The organism is Amycolatopsis decaplanina DSM 44594, assembly GCF_000342005.1.
Classification (GTDB): Bacteria; Actinomycetota; Actinomycetes; order Mycobacteriales; family Pseudonocardiaceae; genus Amycolatopsis; species Amycolatopsis decaplanina.
On sequence record NZ_AOHO01000032.1, the window covers coordinates 126,726 to 142,671 of the forward strand.

A 15,946-nucleotide genomic window follows, 5' to 3' on the forward strand; every position below is an offset into this window, starting at 1 on the left:
TGGAGCGAAGCGGGACTACTGTGCGTCGGCCTTCGGGGCCTCGGCCTTGTCGCCCTCGGCGGGCTTCTCGGCGGCGTCCTCGTCCTTGACCACGATCAGGCTGATCTTGCCGCGGTTGTCGATGTCGGCGATCTCGACGCGGAGCTTGTCGCCCACGTTGACCACGTCCTCGACCTTGGCGATCCGCTTGCCGTTGCCCAGCTTCGAGATGTGCACCAGGCCGTCCTTGCCCGGCAGCAGCGAGACGAACGCGCCGAACGCGGCCGTCTTCACCACGGTGCCGAGGAAGCGCTCGCCGACCTTGGGCAGCTGCGGGTTGGCGATGGCGTTGATCTTGTCGATCGCGGCCTCCGCCGACGGGCCGTCGGCCGCGCCCACGTAGATCGTGCCGTCGTCCTCGATGGAGATGTCGGCGCCGGTCTCCTCGGTGATCGAGTTGATCATCTTGCCCTTCGGGCCGATGACCTCGCCGATCTTGTCCACCGGGATCTTCACGCTGGTGACACGCGGGGCGTACGGGCTCATCTCGTCCGGGCCGTCGATCGCCTCGGCGATGACCTCCAGGATCGTGAGGCGAGCGTCCTTCGCCTGCTTCAGCGCGGCCGCGAGGACCTCCGACGGGATGCCGTCGAGCTTCGTGTCGAGCTGCAGCGCGGTGATGATGTCCTTGGTGCCGGCGACCTTGAAGTCCATGTCGCCCATGGCGTCCTCGGCACCGAGGATGTCGGTCAGCGCGACGTAGCGGGTCTCGCCGTCGACCTCGTCGGAGATGAGGCCCATGGCGATGCCGGCGACCGGCGCCTTCAGCGGGACACCCGCGTTCAGCAGGCCCATGGTCGAGGCGCAGACCGAGCCCATCGAGGTGGAGCCGTTGGAGCCCAGCGCCTCGGAGACCTGGCGGATCGCGTACGGGAACTCGTCCCGCTTCGGCAGGACCGGCACCAGGGCGCGCTCGGCGAGCATGCCGTGGCCGATCTCGCGCCGCTTCGGCGAACCGACGCGGCCGGTCTCGCCGGTGGAGAACGGCGGGAAGTTGTAGTGGTGCAGGTACCGCTTCGTGGTCTCCGGGGAGAGCGAGTCGATCTGCTGCTCCATGCGGAGCATGTTCAGCGTGGTGACGCCCAGGATCTGGGTCTCACCGCGCTCGAACAGCGCGGAACCGTGCGCCCGCGGGATCACGGCGACCTCGGCGGCGAGCGAGCGGATGTCGGTCAGGCCGCGGCCGTCCATGCGGATCTTGTCCGTGAGGACGCGCTTGCGCATGATCTTCTTAGACAGGGCCTTGAACGCCGCGCCGATCTCCTTCTCACGGCCCTGGAAGGCTTCACCCTCGCCCAGGCCGACCTTCTCCAGCACCGCGGCCTTGACCTGGTCGGTCGCGTTGTCGCGGTCCTGCTTGCCCGCGATGGTCAGGGCGTTCGCGAGGTCGTCGGTCGCGATGGCGGCGACGGCGTCGTACGCGTCCTGCTCGTAAGCCAGGAAGACCGGGAACTCACCGGTCGGCTTGGCGGCCAGCTCGGCCAGCTGCTGCTGGGCCTCGCACAGCACCTTGATGAACGGCTTCGCGGCCTCGAGGCCCTCGGCGACGGCGATCTCGTCCGGCGCCTTGCCGCCGGCGGCGATCAGGTCGAGGGTCTGCTCGGTGCCCTCGGCCTCGACCATCATGATGGCGACGTCGTCACCGACGATCCGGCCGGCGACCACCATGTTGAAGGTGGCCTGCTCCAGCTGCTTCCAGGTCGGGAACGCGACCCACTGGTCCTCGATCAGCGCGACGCGGACGCCGCCGACCGGGCCCGAGAACGGCAGGCCGGCGATCTGGGTCGAGGCCGAGGCCGCGTTGATCGCGAGCACGTCGTACGGGTCGTCCGGGTTGAGGCTCTGGACGGTGATGACGACCTGGATCTCGTTGCGGAGACCGTCGGCGAACGACGGGCGCAGCGGCCGGTCGATCAGGCGGCAGGTCAGGATCGCGTCGGTCGACGGGCGGCCCTCGCGACGGAAGAACGCGCCGGGGATGCGACCGGCGGCGTACATCCGCTCTTCGACGTCCACGGTCAGCGGGAAGAAGTCGAAGTGGTCCTTCGGGTGCTTCGACGCGGTGGTCGCCGAGAGCAGCATGGTCTCTTCGTCGAGGTACGCGACGACGGCGCCGGCGGCCTGACGGGCCAGGCGGCCGGTCTCGAAGCGAACGGTGCGGGTGCCGAAACGGCCGTTGTCGATGACGGCTTCGGTTTCGTGCACGGTGACTCCGGTGGAGTCGGTCATAGGGTGTATCTCCTCTTTTGATCCTCTGTAACGGCGCGAGTCTCCCACCCTGGGACCTGTTTCGCCTGCGGACGCTCGAGGAGTGAGGCCGGTCTTCGATCGAAGCCCCCGGGCCGTTGCCCGGGAACCACTACCGAGGACCGGCGGACGGTTCCTCGTGCGCGCTCGCGCCACGCTCTTCGAAAAGACAGAGCTATCTGTACTTGGACCGAGGGGGAGCGACCGATGCGGTCACTCCCCCTCGGGTTCAAGCTATCGGCGCAGGCCGAGGCGCTGGATCAGCGCACGGTAACGCTCGATGTCCACCTTCATCACGTAGTTCAGCAGCCGGCGGCGGCGGCCGACCAGCAGCAGAAGCCCGCGACGGGAGTGGTGGTCGTGCTTGTGAGCCTTGAGGTGCTCGGTGAGGCCGACGATGCGCTTGGTCAGCAGCGCGACCTGGGCCTCCGGGGATCCGGTGTCCGAGTCGTGCACGCCGTACTCGGCAAGGATCGACTTCTTCTCTTCGGTGGACAAAGCCACAGTGATGCTCCTAGATATTCTGTGCCGTGCGGCCCGGACGATGTCTTCACGCCGGGTGAGACGGTCACGGCCGCCACGGACTGCAGCCGGACCCGATCATCGAGGTTACCAGCCTCGTGATCAGCGGCTTCAGGCGCGGGCGCGGTTCAACGCGTACGACCGGACCACCCGGTAGTGCGACACGCCCTGTTCACGGTCACTGCTCATCAGAACGGCCTCGGTCGCCGTCCAAGTCTCACTGGTGAACCCGGCCAGCCGCTCCTCCCACGCGCTCGCGGCCCCTGGCCGGTCGCGGGGGAAGCGGGCCAGTGTCAGGTGGGCCACGTAGGGCCTGCCCTCACTCTCCGCGCCGGCCTTCACGGCCAGCTCGTGGAGCCCGGTTCCGAGAACACTCAACCACAACACCCCGGGGAATGTCGCGGCCTTTTCCAGCCGGAGATCGATCGCGCCCGCGCCGGCCAGCCGTCCGGCGAGCCAGTCGTCTCGCTCGCCCGCATCGTCCTCGCCGTAGAAACCGAGGGTGATATGCCAGTTTTCCCGCGCCGACCAGCGGATATCGCCGTCTTCGGGCGCGCCCAGCGCGGCGGCGACCTCGTCGAGGACCGCGTCCGGCGGGATCAACGCGCTGAAGAGCGGCATCGTCAGGTGTTCTTGGCCGCCCGGCGCAACAGGTCCGCCAGGGACGGGAAATCGTCGTCGAGCAGCTTCGCGGCTTCGGTGAGGTCTTCGTCCTCGCCGATGTCCCGCAGCGCCACGAGCACACCCTGGTCGTCGGCGACGGCGCCGACCGGGATGCTGTCCCTGCCCACCGTGGGCCGCGAGTCGCGGACGTCCTCGAGCGCCTCCTGCATGGCCTTGCGGTCCCCCGCGGCGACCGCCGGGACCAGCACCTTGCGCTCCAGCATGATCATCTTGGCGAGGACGACCGGGTTCCCGATCTTCGCGCGGCGCCCGCTCATCACCTGGCTGAGCATGGGCGCGCTGATGCCGAGAACCTCGGCGAGGAAGGCCTGCGAGATGTCGAAGGCGACGACCAGTCTCCGCACGCGATCGCCGAGCGGCTCCCCGTACCACTCCTTCTGCAGCGCGATGTTCCGCTGGACGATCTTGTGGTCCTCCACCTGGTCCGCTCCCCTTAACCCCATCGAACGCCATGCGTGGTCCGTGACATCTTGCCACCGGAACGCACCGTGACGGGTGTGTTTGTAGATTCTCGTCCGGCTCCGTCCAGGGCCGGTCAGTTCTGCTCGCCCAGCATTTCCCTGGTCCGCGCGACGTCCTCGTCGATCTGCTTCACCAGACCTTCCGACGTCGGGAAACGGACCTGATCCCGCAGCTTGGCGACGAAATCGAGCGCGACGTGCTGCCCGTAGAAATCCTCGTCGATGTCGAGGACGAAGGCCTCGACGGTGCGTTCCCGGCCCGAGAACGTCGGGTTCGTCCCGACCGAGACAGCGGCGCGAAGCCGTCGGCCAGGATCCGACGAACGGGTGAACCAGGCGCTGTAGACACCGTCGGCGGGCACGGCGGCGAACCGCGGCGTGGACAGGTTCGCCGTCGGGTAGCCGAGGTCGTGCCCCCGGCGGTCGCCCCGGACGACGATGCCCTCCAGCCGGTGCGGCCTGCCGAGCGCCTCGGACGCCGCGACGACGTCTCCGGCGTCGATGCACGAGCGGACGTAGGTCGAGGAGAACGTGATCTCGTTGTCCGCCTGCTCCTGTGCGAGCAGCCCCTGCAGTTCCGCGCCGTGCGCCACGAAACCGAACCGCTTCCCCAGCGTACGGAGGAGGTCGACGTCACCGGCCGCCTTGGCACCGAAGGTGAAGTTCTCCCCCACGATCACCGCGGCCGCGTGCAGTTTGTCCACCAGGACCTCGTGCACGAACTCGTGCGCCGTCAGCCGCGACAGTTCCAGCGTGAACGGCAGCACGCAGAAGACGTCCACGCCCAGGCCCTCGACCAGTTCCGCCTTGCGGCGCAACGTGGTCAGCTGCGCGGGATGGCTGCCCGGCCGGATCACCTCCGACGGATGCGGGTCGAAGGTCAGCACCACACTCGGCACGCCGCGTTCGGCGGCGGCGCGGACCGTCCTCGAGATCAGCTCCTGATGACCGCGGTGCACGCCGTCGAAGACGCCGATCGTCACCACGCACCGTCCCCAGCTCCCGGGAAGGTCACCCAAACCACGCCAACGCTGCACTTGTGCCCCGTCTCCTCCAGGCCTGCTCCGTGCACCACCCTAGGCGGGCAGCAACACGACCACCGAGCGGGCCAGTTCGCCTTCGTCCGCGGCGAGTGCGAGCACCCGGCCGTCCGGTCCGAACATCCCGTACGTGCCTTCGATCCCGGCCGCGGGCACCCTCTGTCCATATCGGACCGCCTGTGCCGTGCGGGTGTCCAGATCGCGGCGCGGGAACGCGGCGGCGACGGCGGCGTCGAGGTCCAGGGACAGCTCCGGCTTGTCTTCGAGCTGGTCGAGGGTGCGGGCCTTGGCGAGCGTGAACGGCCCGACCGTGGTGCGCCGCAACGCGAGCAGATGCCCGCCGACGCCGAGCCCGGCACCGAGGTCGCGGGCCAGCGCCCGGACGTAGGTCCCCGACGAGCACTCGACGACGGCGTCGAGTTCGATCCGGCCCGCCTCGCGGCGGGTGGCGAGCAGATCGAAGCGGTGCACGGTGACCGGACGCGGCGGGATCACGACCTCTTCGCCGGCGCGGACCCGGGCGTACGCGCGCTTGCCGTCGATCTTGACCGCGCTGACCGCGCTCGGCACCTGCTGGATGTCGCCGGTCAGCGCGGCGATCCCGGCTGCGATCGCTTCGTCGGTGATCTTCTCTACGGCGTCCGGGGCGGCTTCGGCGATCGGCTCGCCCTCGGCGTCGTCGGTCGTGGTGGACAGTCCCAAGGAGAGGGTCGCGAGATAGGTCTTGCGGTCCAGCGCCAAGTGGCCGAGGAGTTTCGTCGCGCGTTCGATGCCGAGCACCAGGACACCGGTGGCCATCGGGTCGAGGGTGCCGGCGTGCCCGACCTTGCGGGTGCCCATGAAGCGCCGCGCCCTGGCGACGACGTCGTGGGAGGTCATCCCGGACGGCTTGTCGACGATGACGAGACCGGGCGGCGGGGCGGGACGTTTCTTGGCATGAGCCTGATTGGGGCGCGACACGGGCCGAACCCTATCTTTCGGGCCTTCGCCTAGGACGAGACGGGCAGCGGTGCCTCGGCGTCCCAGCGGCGGCGCCGGATCTGCACCGGGATCGCCTCGCCGCGAGCCTCGGCCTCGAACAGCACGGCGCGGGTACGCCGCCACCACACGAGCATCCGGAACGTGCCGAACGCGAGCACCGCGATGACGGACAGCAGCGCCAAGCGGAACGTGCCACCCGTCCACTCCAGCAGCACGCCGACCGCGAGCGCCGAGATCGTCGTGGCCACGAACCCGCCGACGTTCACGACGCCGGTCGCGGTGCCGACGCGCGCGAGCGGGTTGTAGTCCCGCGCCAGCGCGAAACCGATCATCGACGCGGGGCCGCCGAGGGAAAGGAACGCGAACGCGGGAACCAGGACCGCGACCGGGGTCGTCCCGCTCCAGCCGAGCAGGACCGCCCACATCACCGCGGCGCCGCCGATGTACCAGCCGACGAGCGGCATCCGCAGCGACGGGCGCCGTCCGATCAGCCCGCCGATCACCGGTCCGCCGATCATCGAGCCGAACACGAACACGATCAGCAGCGAACTCGCGGTGGCCTTCGGATATCCCTGCCCCTGCACCAGGAACGGGACACCCCAGAGCATGGTCAGCACGTTGGGCGCGAACATCGTGCTGAAGTGGACCCAGAACCCCAGCCGGGTCCCCGGGGTGCGCCACGCTTCGGCGACCTGGCGGCCCAGCACCTTCGGATGGACCTTTTCGCGCACGGGCTTCGGCATGCCGCGAGGGGTGTCTTCGACGCGGAAGGCGACGACGGCGGTGTACAACGCCGTCACCAGGCCGACGGCGAGGAACGTCGACGTCCAGCCCGGACCGTCGAGCAGCAGGCCGAGCGGAAGGGTCGCGGCGAGGTTGCCGACGTAACCGATGGCCCCGGTCAGCGCGGCGAGCAGGGCGTACTGGCGGCCGGGGAAGTGTGCGGCGATCAGCCGCAGGATGCTCACGAAGGTCAGCGCGTCACCGAAGCCGACGACGGCGCGGGCGAGCAGGCCGAGCGGGTAGGAGCCGGCGACCGCGAGCAGGATCTGGCCGAGCCCGAGGAAGAACACGGCGCCGGTGAGCACCCGGCGCGGGCCGTAGCGGTCGACGAGGACGCCGGTGGGGATCTGCATCGCGGCGTAGACGCCGACCTGCAGGACGGTGAACGTGCCGAGCGCGGCCGCGCCGACGCCGAAGCGGTCGGCGGCCTGGAGCCCGGCGACGCCGAACGAGGTGCGGTGGAAGACGGCGAGAAGGTAGACGGTGACGGCGGCGAACCAGATGAACCAGGACCGGCGGGTGGCTCGGCCTGTCACAGTGTTTCCTCCTCGAGAACGGTTTCGGGCACAGGAGACGCCCGCACTGCCGCCTCATATAGTTGTAGCGCCTAAGCAACGGCGAAACATACCCGTTATCCGGGTGGTTTTCGCCACTACGCCGCCCTCTACCACCGCGATCAGTCACCTACTTGCGATGGTTCAGGCGGTGCGGACGGCGCCTTCCACGGCCCACCGCCCCGAGCGCCACCGCACCAGCAAGGTCGCCAGCCGCAGCAGCATGAACAGCGAGAGCCCGGTCCAGATCCCGGCCAGCCCCCAGCCGAACGCGAGCGACAGCCAGATCAGCGGCAGGAACCCCAGCGCCGCGCTCAGCAGTGTCGCGTTGCGCAGGAAGGCGGCGTCGCCCGCGCCGAGCAGGACGCCGTCCAGCGCGAACACCACCCCGGCGATCGGCTGCAACGCGACGAAGAACCACCACGCGTGCGGGATCTGGCCGAGCACGGCCGCGTCCGAAGTGAACACCTGTGGCAGCACCCCGGCCACCGACGCGAACACGACGCCGAGGAAGCAGCCGAACACCAGTCCGTAGCCGGTGATCTGACTCGACACCCCGCGCGCCCGTTTGCTCGAACCGGCGCCGAGGGCGGCGCCCACGAGCGACTGCGCGGCGATCGCGAGGGAGTCCAGCACGAGCGCGAGGAAGGTCCACAGCTGCAGCACGACCTGGTGCGCGCCGACGGCTTCGGTGGACGTCCGCGCGGCGACCGCGGCGGCGGAGACGAAGCACGCCTGGAAGGCGAGGCTGCGCAACACCAGGTCCCGGCCGAGGCCGAGCTGGGCACGCATCACCTTCGGTTCCGGGCGCAGCGGGACCCGTTCCCGCACCAAGGCCGCGATGAACAGCGACGCCGAGATCACCTGCGCGACGACGTTCGCGATCGCCGAACCTTCCAGTCCCCAGTCCGCGCCGTACACCAGCACCGGGCACAGCACGGCCGAGATCCCGTTGCCCGCCAGGACATAGCGCAACGGCTTCGCGGAGTCCTGGACGCCGCGCATCCAGCCGTTGCCCGCCATCGTGATCAGGATGAACGGCGTCCCGAACAGCGCGATCCGCAGCCAGGAGACGGCGGCGTCGGTGATCGCGGCGTCCCCGGAGAGGACCCGGGCGATGGGCGCGGCCAGCAGCTGCCCGGCGACGATCACGACCAGCCCGACGATCACCGCCAGCCAGGTCGCCTGGACACCTTCACTGACTGCGTCACCACGACGGCCGGCGCCGTGCAGCCGCGCCGTCCGCGACGTGGTGCCGTACGACAGGAACGTCAGCTGACTCGAAACCTGCGACAGCACGACACCGCCGACCGCGAGCCCGGCCAGCGGCAACGCGCCGAGATGCCCGACGACGGCCGTGTCCACCAGGACATACAGCGGTTCGGCGGCGAGGACGCCGAGCGCGGGCACGGCGAGGCCGAGCACGCGTTTCGGCGGGACGCGCTCGTCGAGTTCGGAAGCTTCAGGCACCGATGCAGCCTAAGACGTGTATCCCGAACTACGGCCGGCTGGGCGATCCCTGTGCCGAGACAAACGTGGCGTGTCCTGGTGGCGAGCCTCGTGAGTGGTGAGGGCGGTTAGAACGGACCGGTATTTACCTGCCTGCGCCTGACCACCTCAGGGGCGGCGGTTCGGGCGCCGTTGATGAAGGAATGGGGACGTTGAGCGTCCCGATTCCTTCATCAACGCACGACGATCCACTCTCGAACTTGATCAAGACCACCCCACCGGCCAAGCGGGGAAGAATCCGGACGTTCAACGTCCGGAATCCTCCCCCGTCGCACACCCTTCAACCAACCCGAGGACACCCAGGTCAGCCCAAGTTCAGTGAGTAGCCAAATACCGGTCCGCCAGAACCGTCCTCACCACTCACGAGCCCCGCCGCCCGCCCGGGTCACAGCAGGGGCGCCCTCGACAGTGCTTCCCTCAGCTTGCCGAGCACCTCGTCCGCTGTGCCTTCCGCGGTGCACCCGGCCGCCTGGCGATGCCCGCCGCCGCCCAATTCCCCCGCCGCGGCCGAGACGTCGACGCCGCGCGCCGAGCGGAGCGAGACCGTCCACCGCTGCCGCGGCCCGGTCGGTTCGGCTTCCTTGAGCACCACGGCGACCCCGGCCTCGCGAGTGGACCGGACGACGTCGATGACCGCTTCGACCTCCTCGGCACGCACGGATCGCGCGGCGTCGAGTGTCACGACCGCGTGCGCGAGGCCGAAGCCGCGCGCCTCGTCCGGTTCGAGCCGGGCTCCCGCGAGGACGTCCGAAAGCATCGGCAACCACGCGAACGGGTGATCGTCGACGATCTCGCGGACCACCTTGTCCGGGTCGACGCCGGCTTCGAGCAGCTTCGCGGCCATGAGATGGGTGGACGGCCGGGCCCGGCGGAACCCGCTCGTGTCGGTGACGAGGCCCGCGTACAGGCAGCGCGCGATCGGCTCGTCGATCTCGGTGCCGAGCTCGGCCAGCAACGCGAAAACGAGGACGGCGGTGGCTTCGGCGGTGTCGTCGACGACGTGGTGTGTGCCGTAGAAGACGTTGGACGCGTGGTGGTCGATCACCAGGACATCGCCTCCCGCCGCGCGGACGGCGTCCACCCGCGGCGCGAGTTTCCCGAGCCTGCCCGGAGTGGGCGTGTCGAGCGCGACCAGTAGCTGTTCACTCTCCGGCAGCTCGCTCGCCGGGACGTAGAGCCCGCCGACGTCCAGGCTCCGCAGGGTTTCGGGCATCTCCTCGGGCTCGCCGACCGAGACGCGGACCTTGACCCCGCCGCGCAGCTGGAGGGCCCGGCCCAGCGCCAGCGCGCTGCCGAGCGCGTCGGCGTCCGGGCGGACGTGGCCGAGCAGGGTCACGTCGTTCGCGCGCGCCAGCAGGGCGGCGGCTTCCTTCAGGTTCGGCACTGGAGTCGCTGTCACAAGCAGTCAAGCTACGCTCTACCGGATGTCCGAGTACGCGATCCTGGTCTACCCGTCCGCCAACCGGGTCTACACCGACTCCACCCCGGCCCTGCTGCGCGCGGAGCTGGCGGTGTTCGGTCTGTCCGCATTGGAGACCGAGGTCTCCGAGATCGGCGAGACGGAACTCGGCGGCGTCGGCTACCTCACCTTCACCACGCCCGCCCCGCTGAGCGAACGCGACCTCGCGCTCCTTTCGAACCTTTCCGCGCTGTACGCGCTGTTCGAGCTCGGCGACGGCGTCCTGAAGCCGGTGACGATCAGCCCGCTCGCGAACTTCGACTCGGATCTGCTGACCATCCAGAAGTACCCGGGCAAGACGAACGAGCTGTTCACCAAACTGCTCGTCAACGTCACCCTGCTGGCGACGGCGAACCCGGCCGCGATGCTGGACAAGCCGCTGCACCTGCTGGATCCGCTCTGCGGCCGCGGCACCACGCTGAACCAGGCGATGATGTACGGCTTCGACGCGACGGGGCTCGACGTCGACGGCAAGGATTTCGACTCCTACGAACTGTTCATCAAGACCTGGCTGAAGCAGAAGCGGATCAAGCACAGCGCCGAGTCCGGTCAGGTGCGCCGCAACAAGGTCCGGCTCGGCAGGCGGCTCGACATCGGTTTCGGGATCACCAAGGAGCAGTACAAGGCGGGCGAGGTCCGCAAGCTGAGCTATCTCAACTGCGACACGCTCACCACCGACGAACTGCTGCGGCCGAACTCGGTGGACCTCGTCGTGACCGACGCCCCGTACGGCGTGCAGCACGGCAGCCACCGCACCCAGGACGCGTCGCTCGCGCGCAGCCCGCGAGACCTGCTCGCGGCCGCGGTCCCGGTGTGGACGCGGGTGCTGCGGCCCGGCGGCGCGCTCGGCATCTCCTGGAACACCAACGTCGCGCCGCGCGAGGAACTCGCCGCGATCCTGGACAAGGCAGGCCTGGAAGTCCGTGAGGACGGCCCGTACGCCGGGTTCGCCCACCGGGTGGACCAGGCGATCGTGCGGGACCTGATCGTCGCGGCCAAACCGGTCTGACCCGCTCTTCCGGCTCGTGAGTGGTAAGGACGGTTAGAACCGTCATTGCCACTCACGAGACCCGAGCGGAGTCGCGGGTCAGGCGATGCGTTCCCCGACGAACTTCAGCACGTCGGGCAGGATCTCGCGCCAGTAGTCGTCGTTGTGCGCACCAGGCGACATCTTCGCGACGGCGGGGTCCAGGGCCTTGATGAGTTTGCGGTCGGCGCGGGCGAAGGGATCCGAATTCCCGCACCACACGCCGGTCGATTCGGCGGAAAGATCGCCGGTGTGCAGCAGAGGCTCGTGCGACTCCCATTGCTCGCGATCCACGAAGACCTTGCGGGACTTGGCATCGGGCCAGCTCACGAACAGCGCGGCGCTCGCCACGGCGACGGCCTTGAGGTTCTTGTGGTCGCGGGCGTAGCGCAGTGCGCCGAATCCGCCCATCGAGATCCCGAACATCGCCGACGGCGGCCGCAGCTGGCGCTGGGCGAGCCAGCCGGGCAGTTCGTCGGACAGCATCCGCTGCGGATCGTCGGCCTTGCCGACGTCCACCCAGTAGTTGTCCCCGTCGACGGCGGCCACCACGAAGCCGGGCAGTCCGGCCGCGACGACCTGGTTCAGCGCGTTCTGCACGCCGAGGTTCAGGAACGTCCGCGCGTCCGCGCCTCGCCCGTGCAAGGCGACGCAGACCGGCATCCCGACCCGTGACACGCCGTCGGGCGCGATGATGACGAGGTTGACGTCGCGGTTCCGCGCCGCGGACCGCATCTTCTGCACCGTGACCGCTTCGGTGAGCGGGGTCGGAGTGGTCGGTGGGGCCACCGGCGGCGGCCCCACCAAAGGCGGTTTCTCGGCGCCACAAGCGGAAATCAGCGCCGAGCCACCGAGAGCCGCGGCTCCCAGCAGCAAACCACGCCGGCTCACGGCGTGGCCCGCTCCCTCAACGACGGGTCTCCTCATCGGCGAACTCATCGTCTTCGGCCTCTTCCCGCGGCGGCTTGTACGGGTCGGCTTCACCGGCGTGCTGCGCACCGGTCGCCCGCCGGGCGACCTCCGCATCGGCTTCCCTGGCCTTCGCGAGGAGGTCTTCGATGCGCTTGGCGTCCTCAGGAATGCTGTCGGCCACGAAGGCCAGCGTCGGAGTGTAGCGGACACCCGTGCCCTGCCCGACCTTCGTGCGCAGGACACCGCGGGCGGATTCGAGCGCCGCCGCGGCACCGGCGTGATCGGGCGTGGATTCCAGGTTCTCGCCGAGCACCGTGTAGTAGACCGTGGCGTCGTGCAGATCCGCCGTGATCTTCGTATCGGTGATCGTCACGTGGTTGAGCCGCGGATCCTTGATGTCGTGCTCGATCGCGTGCGCGACGATCTGTGAGATCCGCTTGGCGAGCTTACGAGCCCGAGCGGGGTCGGCCATGGATTCGTCTCCTCGAAAGATCTTCCGTCAGTGTCTGTCGGTGAACCCGCGACCGCGATCGACTTCGGCAGGACGCCGCGCTGCCACCGCGATAGCGGGCCTTCGGCCACGGCGGGTTCATGCGCATGGTCGCCTTTCCGGTCACATCTCAGCTCAGTCATCCGGGCCGAGCAGCCGGCGGTGCGTGGAGAGCAGTTCGAACTCCGGCCTTCCGGCCACGAGGCGCTCACACGAGTCGAGCACGTCACGAACGTGCTCGCCACTCGCCGCGACCACGGCCACACCGATCAGCGTGCGCCGGTGCAGGTCTTGATGGCCCGCTTCGGCGACGGAGACGTCGAAACGCCTGCGCACCTCGGCCAGCACCGGCTTGATCACGGATCGCTTCTGCTTGAGCGAATGGACGTCGCCCAGCAGGATGTCGAGCTCAAGAGCTCCTACGAACATGTGGGGTTCTGGGTTGTTTCGAAGGTGAAGCGGCGCTCCCCCGCCCAGATGCGGAGGAGCGCCGCCGTGTCACTTACGCACGCGGCTTTTCGCGCTGCTCGTAGGTCTCGATGATGTCGCCGACCTTGAGGTCGCTGTACGACCCCAGAGTCAGACCACACTCGTACCCGTCGCGGACCTCGACCACGTCGTCCTTGAACCGCCGCAGCGAGCTGATCGGCAGGTTCTCGGCGATGACGGTCGCGTCGCGGAGCAGGCGGGCCCGCGCGTTGCGGCGGATCTCGCCCGAGACGACGAGACAACCGGCGATGGTGCCGATCTTCGACGACTTGAAGACGTCGCGGATCTCCGCCTTGCCGAGCTCCACCTCTTCGTACTCCGGCTTGAGCATGCCCTTCAGAGCCTGCTCGATCTCCTCGATCGCCTGGTAGATGACCGTGTAGTACCGGACGTCGACGCCTTCGCGGGTGGCCCGCTCGGTCGCCTTGCCCTGCGCACGGACGTTGAAGCCCAGGACGATCGCGTCGGACGCGGTCGCCAGGTCGATGTCGGACTCGGTGACGCCACCGACACCGCGGTGCACGACGTTGAGTTCGACGTCGTCGCCGACCTCGAGCTGCACCAGCGAGGCTTCGAGCGCCTCGACGGTACCGGAGTTGTCACCCTTGATGATCAGGTTGAGGCTGTTCGTCTCCTTCAAGGCGGAGTCGAGGTCCTCGAGGCTGACCCGCTTGCGGCGCGACGCGTTGAGGGCGTTGCGCGTCCGGGCGGAGCGGCGCTCGGCGATCTGCCGGGCGACGCGGTCCTCGTCGACCACCAGGAAGGTGTCACCCGCACCCGGCACCGAGGTGAACCCGATGACCTGGACGGGACGCGACGGGTACGCCTCGGTGACGTCGACGTTGTGCTCGTCGACCATCCGGCGGACGCGGCCGTAGGCGTCACCCGCCACGACCGAGTCACCGACGCGCAGCGTGCCTCGCTGGACCAGCACCGTGGCCACCGGACCGCGGCCGCGGTCGAGGTGGGCCTCGATCGCGACACCCTGGGCCTCCATGTCCGGGTTGGCCCGGAGGTCCAGCGCGGCGTCGGCGGTCAGCAGGATCGCCTCGAGCAGGCCGTCGATGTTGATGTTCTGCCGCGCGGAGATCTCGACGAACATCGTGTCGCCGCCGTACTCCTCGGCGACCAGGCCGTACTCGGTCAGCTGCTGCCGGATCTTGTCCGGGTTCGCGCCTTCCTTGTCGATCTTGTTGATCGCGACCACGATCGGCGCCTTGGCGGCCTGCGCGTGGTTGATCGCCTCGACCGTCTGCGGCATCACACCGTCGTCGGCCGCCACCACGATCACCGCGATGTCGGTCGAGTTCGCACCACGGGCACGCATGGCGGTGAACGCCTCGTGACCCGGGGTGTCGATGAAGGTGATCAGGCGCGGGGTGCCCTCGAGCTCGGTCTCGATCTGGTAGGCGCCGATGTGCTGGGTGATGCCACCGGCTTCACCTTCGCGCACCTTCGTCTTGCGGATCGTGTCGAGCAGGCGGGTCTTACCGTGGTCGACGTGACCCATGATGGTCACGACCGGCGGGCGGACCTGCAGATCCTCTTCCTCACCCGCGTCTTCGCCGTAGGTGATGTCGAAGGTCTCGAGCAGCTCCCGGTCCTCTTCCTCGGGACTGACGACCTGAACGTTGTAGTTCATTTCGCCGCCGAGCAGTTCCAGGATGTCGTCGGACACCGACTGCGTCGCCGTGACCATCTCACCGAGGTGGAAGAGCACCTGCACCAGCGAAGCCGGGTTGGCGTCGATCTTCTCGGCGAAGTCGGTCAGCGAGGCACCGCGCGGCAGCCGGATCGTCTCGCCCTGGCCCTTGGGCAGGCGGACGCCGCCGACGCTGGGCGCCTGCATGTTGTCCATGTACTCCTGGCGCTTCTGCCGCTTCGACTTGCGGCCCTTGCGCGAGGGACCACCGGGACGCCCGAAGGCACCCGCGGTTCCGCCACGGCCACCGGGGCCGCCACGACCGCCGCCGCCACCGCGGAAGCCGCCGCCACCGGCCGGGGCGCCGCCCCCACCGGGACCGCCGCCACCGGGACGGAAACCGCCGCCACCGCCACCGGGACGGAAGCCGCCACCGCCGCCACCGGGACCGCCGCGGAAACCTCCTCCGCCGCCGCCACCGGGACCGCCACGAGCGCCGCCACCGGGGCCGCCACGGGCGCCGCCACCGGGTCCACCACGGCCGCCACCGGGACCACCGGCCGGACGGGCCGGGCGGCCCGGCATCATGCCGGGGTTCGGGCGCGGGGGCATGTTGCCCGGGTTCGGCCGGTTACCACCGGGAGCGCCGCCACCGGGACGCGGGGCCGGACGGTCGCCGCCCTGCCCGCCACCGGGACGCGGCGGACGGTTGTCGCCGCCCTGCTGGTTGCCGCCACCGGGACGCGGGGCGGACGGGCGCGGGGCCGGGGCACCGGAACCCACGCCGAACGGGTTGTTGCCGACGCGCGGGGTGCGCGGGCCGGGCTTCGGGCCGCCGGGCTTGGGGCCCTGCGGCTTCGGCGGCACCACCGAACCCTGCGACGGCGTCTGGGACGCCGGCGGGGTGGACGGCGCTGCCGGGGTCTCCTGCTTGGGCTCGGCCGGAGCGGCCTTCGCCGCCGGGGCGACCTCTTCCTTGGGCGCCGGCGGCCGGGGGCCGGGGCGCGGGCCCGGGCGGGCACCCGGGGCGGGCCGGGACGGCTGCTGGGCCGGGGCCGACGGGGCCGGAGCGGACGCCGCGGGGGCGGCCGGGGCCTCGGTCTTCGC

14 protein-coding genes are annotated in these 15,946 nt (G+C 69.7%); 1 reads left to right on the forward strand and 13 read right to left on the reverse strand.

The window, feature by feature from the left end; translation table 11 throughout:
• Window positions 1-15 precede the first annotated feature (15 nt).
• From H074_RS07300 to H074_RS07340, 9 genes are all read right to left on the reverse strand, one after another.
• A complete protein-coding gene (locus tag H074_RS07300) occupies window positions 16-2,268 on the reverse strand; it encodes a polyribonucleotide nucleotidyltransferase (RefSeq protein ID WP_007029386.1) in 2,253 nt (750 codons plus the stop codon).
• A 252-nt stretch (window positions 2,269-2,520) separates the two neighbouring features.
• Window positions 2,521-2,790 (reverse strand): 30S ribosomal protein S15, encoded by a 270-nt coding sequence (gene rpsO / locus H074_RS07305; protein ID WP_003084034.1) that lies wholly within the window; start codon window positions 2,788-2,790, stop codon window positions 2,521-2,523.
• Window positions 2,791-2,919: 129 nt separating this feature from the next.
• Window positions 2,920-3,429, reverse strand: a complete 510-nt coding sequence (gene thpR / locus H074_RS07310; protein ID WP_007029387.1) for an RNA 2',3'-cyclic phosphodiesterase — start codon at window positions 3,427-3,429, stop codon at window positions 2,920-2,922.
• Between the two features lie 2 nt (window positions 3,430-3,431).
• Window positions 3,432-3,911, reverse strand: a complete 480-nt coding sequence (locus H074_RS07315) for a helix-turn-helix domain-containing protein (protein WP_007029388.1) — start codon at window positions 3,909-3,911, stop codon at window positions 3,432-3,434.
• Window positions 3,912-4,027: 116 nt separating this feature from the next.
• Window positions 4,028-4,990 (reverse strand): bifunctional riboflavin kinase/FAD synthetase, encoded by a 963-nt coding sequence (locus H074_RS07320; protein WP_083920382.1) that lies wholly within the window; start codon window positions 4,988-4,990, stop codon window positions 4,028-4,030.
• A gap of 39 nt (window positions 4,991-5,029) precedes the next feature.
• Window positions 5,030-5,953, reverse strand: a complete 924-nt coding sequence (gene truB / locus H074_RS07325) for a tRNA pseudouridine(55) synthase TruB (RefSeq protein ID WP_007029390.1) — start codon at window positions 5,951-5,953, stop codon at window positions 5,030-5,032.
• 29 nt (window positions 5,954-5,982) lie between these two features.
• Window positions 5,983-7,293 carry an MFS transporter gene (locus tag H074_RS07330; RefSeq protein ID WP_007029391.1) on the reverse strand — a complete coding sequence of 437 codons (1,311 nt, stop codon included), beginning with the start codon at window positions 7,291-7,293 and terminating at the stop codon, window positions 5,983-5,985.
• A 162-nt stretch (window positions 7,294-7,455) separates the two neighbouring features.
• A complete protein-coding gene (locus H074_RS07335) occupies window positions 7,456-8,781 on the reverse strand; it encodes an MATE family efflux transporter (protein WP_007029392.1) in 1,326 nt (441 codons plus the stop codon).
• A 424-nt stretch (window positions 8,782-9,205) separates the two neighbouring features.
• Window positions 9,206-10,204 carry a DHH family phosphoesterase gene (locus tag H074_RS07340; protein WP_007029393.1) on the reverse strand — a complete coding sequence of 333 codons (999 nt, stop codon included), beginning with the start codon at window positions 10,202-10,204 and terminating at the stop codon, window positions 9,206-9,208.
• 40 nt (window positions 10,205-10,244) lie between these two features.
• Between H074_RS07340 and H074_RS07345 the strand changes: the two genes are divergently transcribed.
• On the forward strand, window positions 10,245-11,288 hold the full coding sequence (locus H074_RS07345; RefSeq protein WP_007029394.1) for a TRM11 family SAM-dependent methyltransferase: 1,044 nt from the start codon (window positions 10,245-10,247) through the stop codon (window positions 11,286-11,288).
• 78 nt (window positions 11,289-11,366) lie between these two features.
• On the opposite strand, the gene H074_RS07350 is transcribed toward H074_RS07345, so the two are convergent.
• The 4 genes from H074_RS07350 to infB form a co-directional block, all read right to left on the reverse strand.
• Window positions 11,367-12,233 (reverse strand): alpha/beta hydrolase, encoded by an 867-nt coding sequence (locus tag H074_RS07350; RefSeq protein ID WP_051071894.1) that lies wholly within the window; start codon window positions 12,231-12,233, stop codon window positions 11,367-11,369.
• Entirely contained in the window at window positions 12,214-12,690 is a 477-nt protein-coding gene (rbfA, locus tag H074_RS07355) for a 30S ribosome-binding factor RbfA (RefSeq protein WP_007029396.1), read from the reverse strand. The genes H074_RS07350 and rbfA overlap by 20 nt, the downstream gene beginning before the upstream one ends.
• Window positions 12,691-12,843: 153 nt before the next feature.
• A complete protein-coding gene (locus H074_RS07360) occupies window positions 12,844-13,137 on the reverse strand; it encodes a DUF503 domain-containing protein (RefSeq protein WP_007029397.1) in 294 nt (97 codons plus the stop codon).
• A gap of 73 nt (window positions 13,138-13,210) precedes the next feature.
• On the reverse strand, window positions 13,211-15,946 hold a 2,736-nt coding region (gene infB / locus H074_RS07365), incomplete at its 5' end, for a translation initiation factor IF-2 (RefSeq protein WP_007029398.1).

Bases quoted from the DNA above. Each gene is read 5' to 3' on its own strand.
- rbfA (WP_007029396.1), bottom strand. From the start codon at position 12,690: ATGGCCGACCCCGCTCGGGCTCGTAAGCTCGCCAAGCGGATCTCACAG.
- H074_RS07345 (WP_007029394.1), top strand. From the start codon at position 10,245: ATGTCCGAGTACGCGATCCTGGTCTACCCGTCCGCCAACCGGGTCTAC.
- thpR (WP_007029387.1), bottom strand. From the start codon at position 3,429: ATGCCGCTCTTCAGCGCGTTGATCCCGCCGGACGCGGTCCTCGACGAG.
- H074_RS07300 (WP_007029386.1), bottom strand. From the start codon at position 2,268: ATGACCGACTCCACCGGAGTCACCGTGCACGAAACCGAAGCCGTCATC.
- H074_RS07360 (WP_007029397.1), bottom strand. From the start codon at position 13,137: ATGTTCGTAGGAGCTCTTGAGCTCGACATCCTGCTGGGCGACGTCCAT.
- H074_RS07350 (WP_051071894.1), bottom strand. From the start codon at position 12,233: ATGAGGAGACCCGTCGTTGAGGGAGCGGGCCACGCCGTGAGCCGGCGT.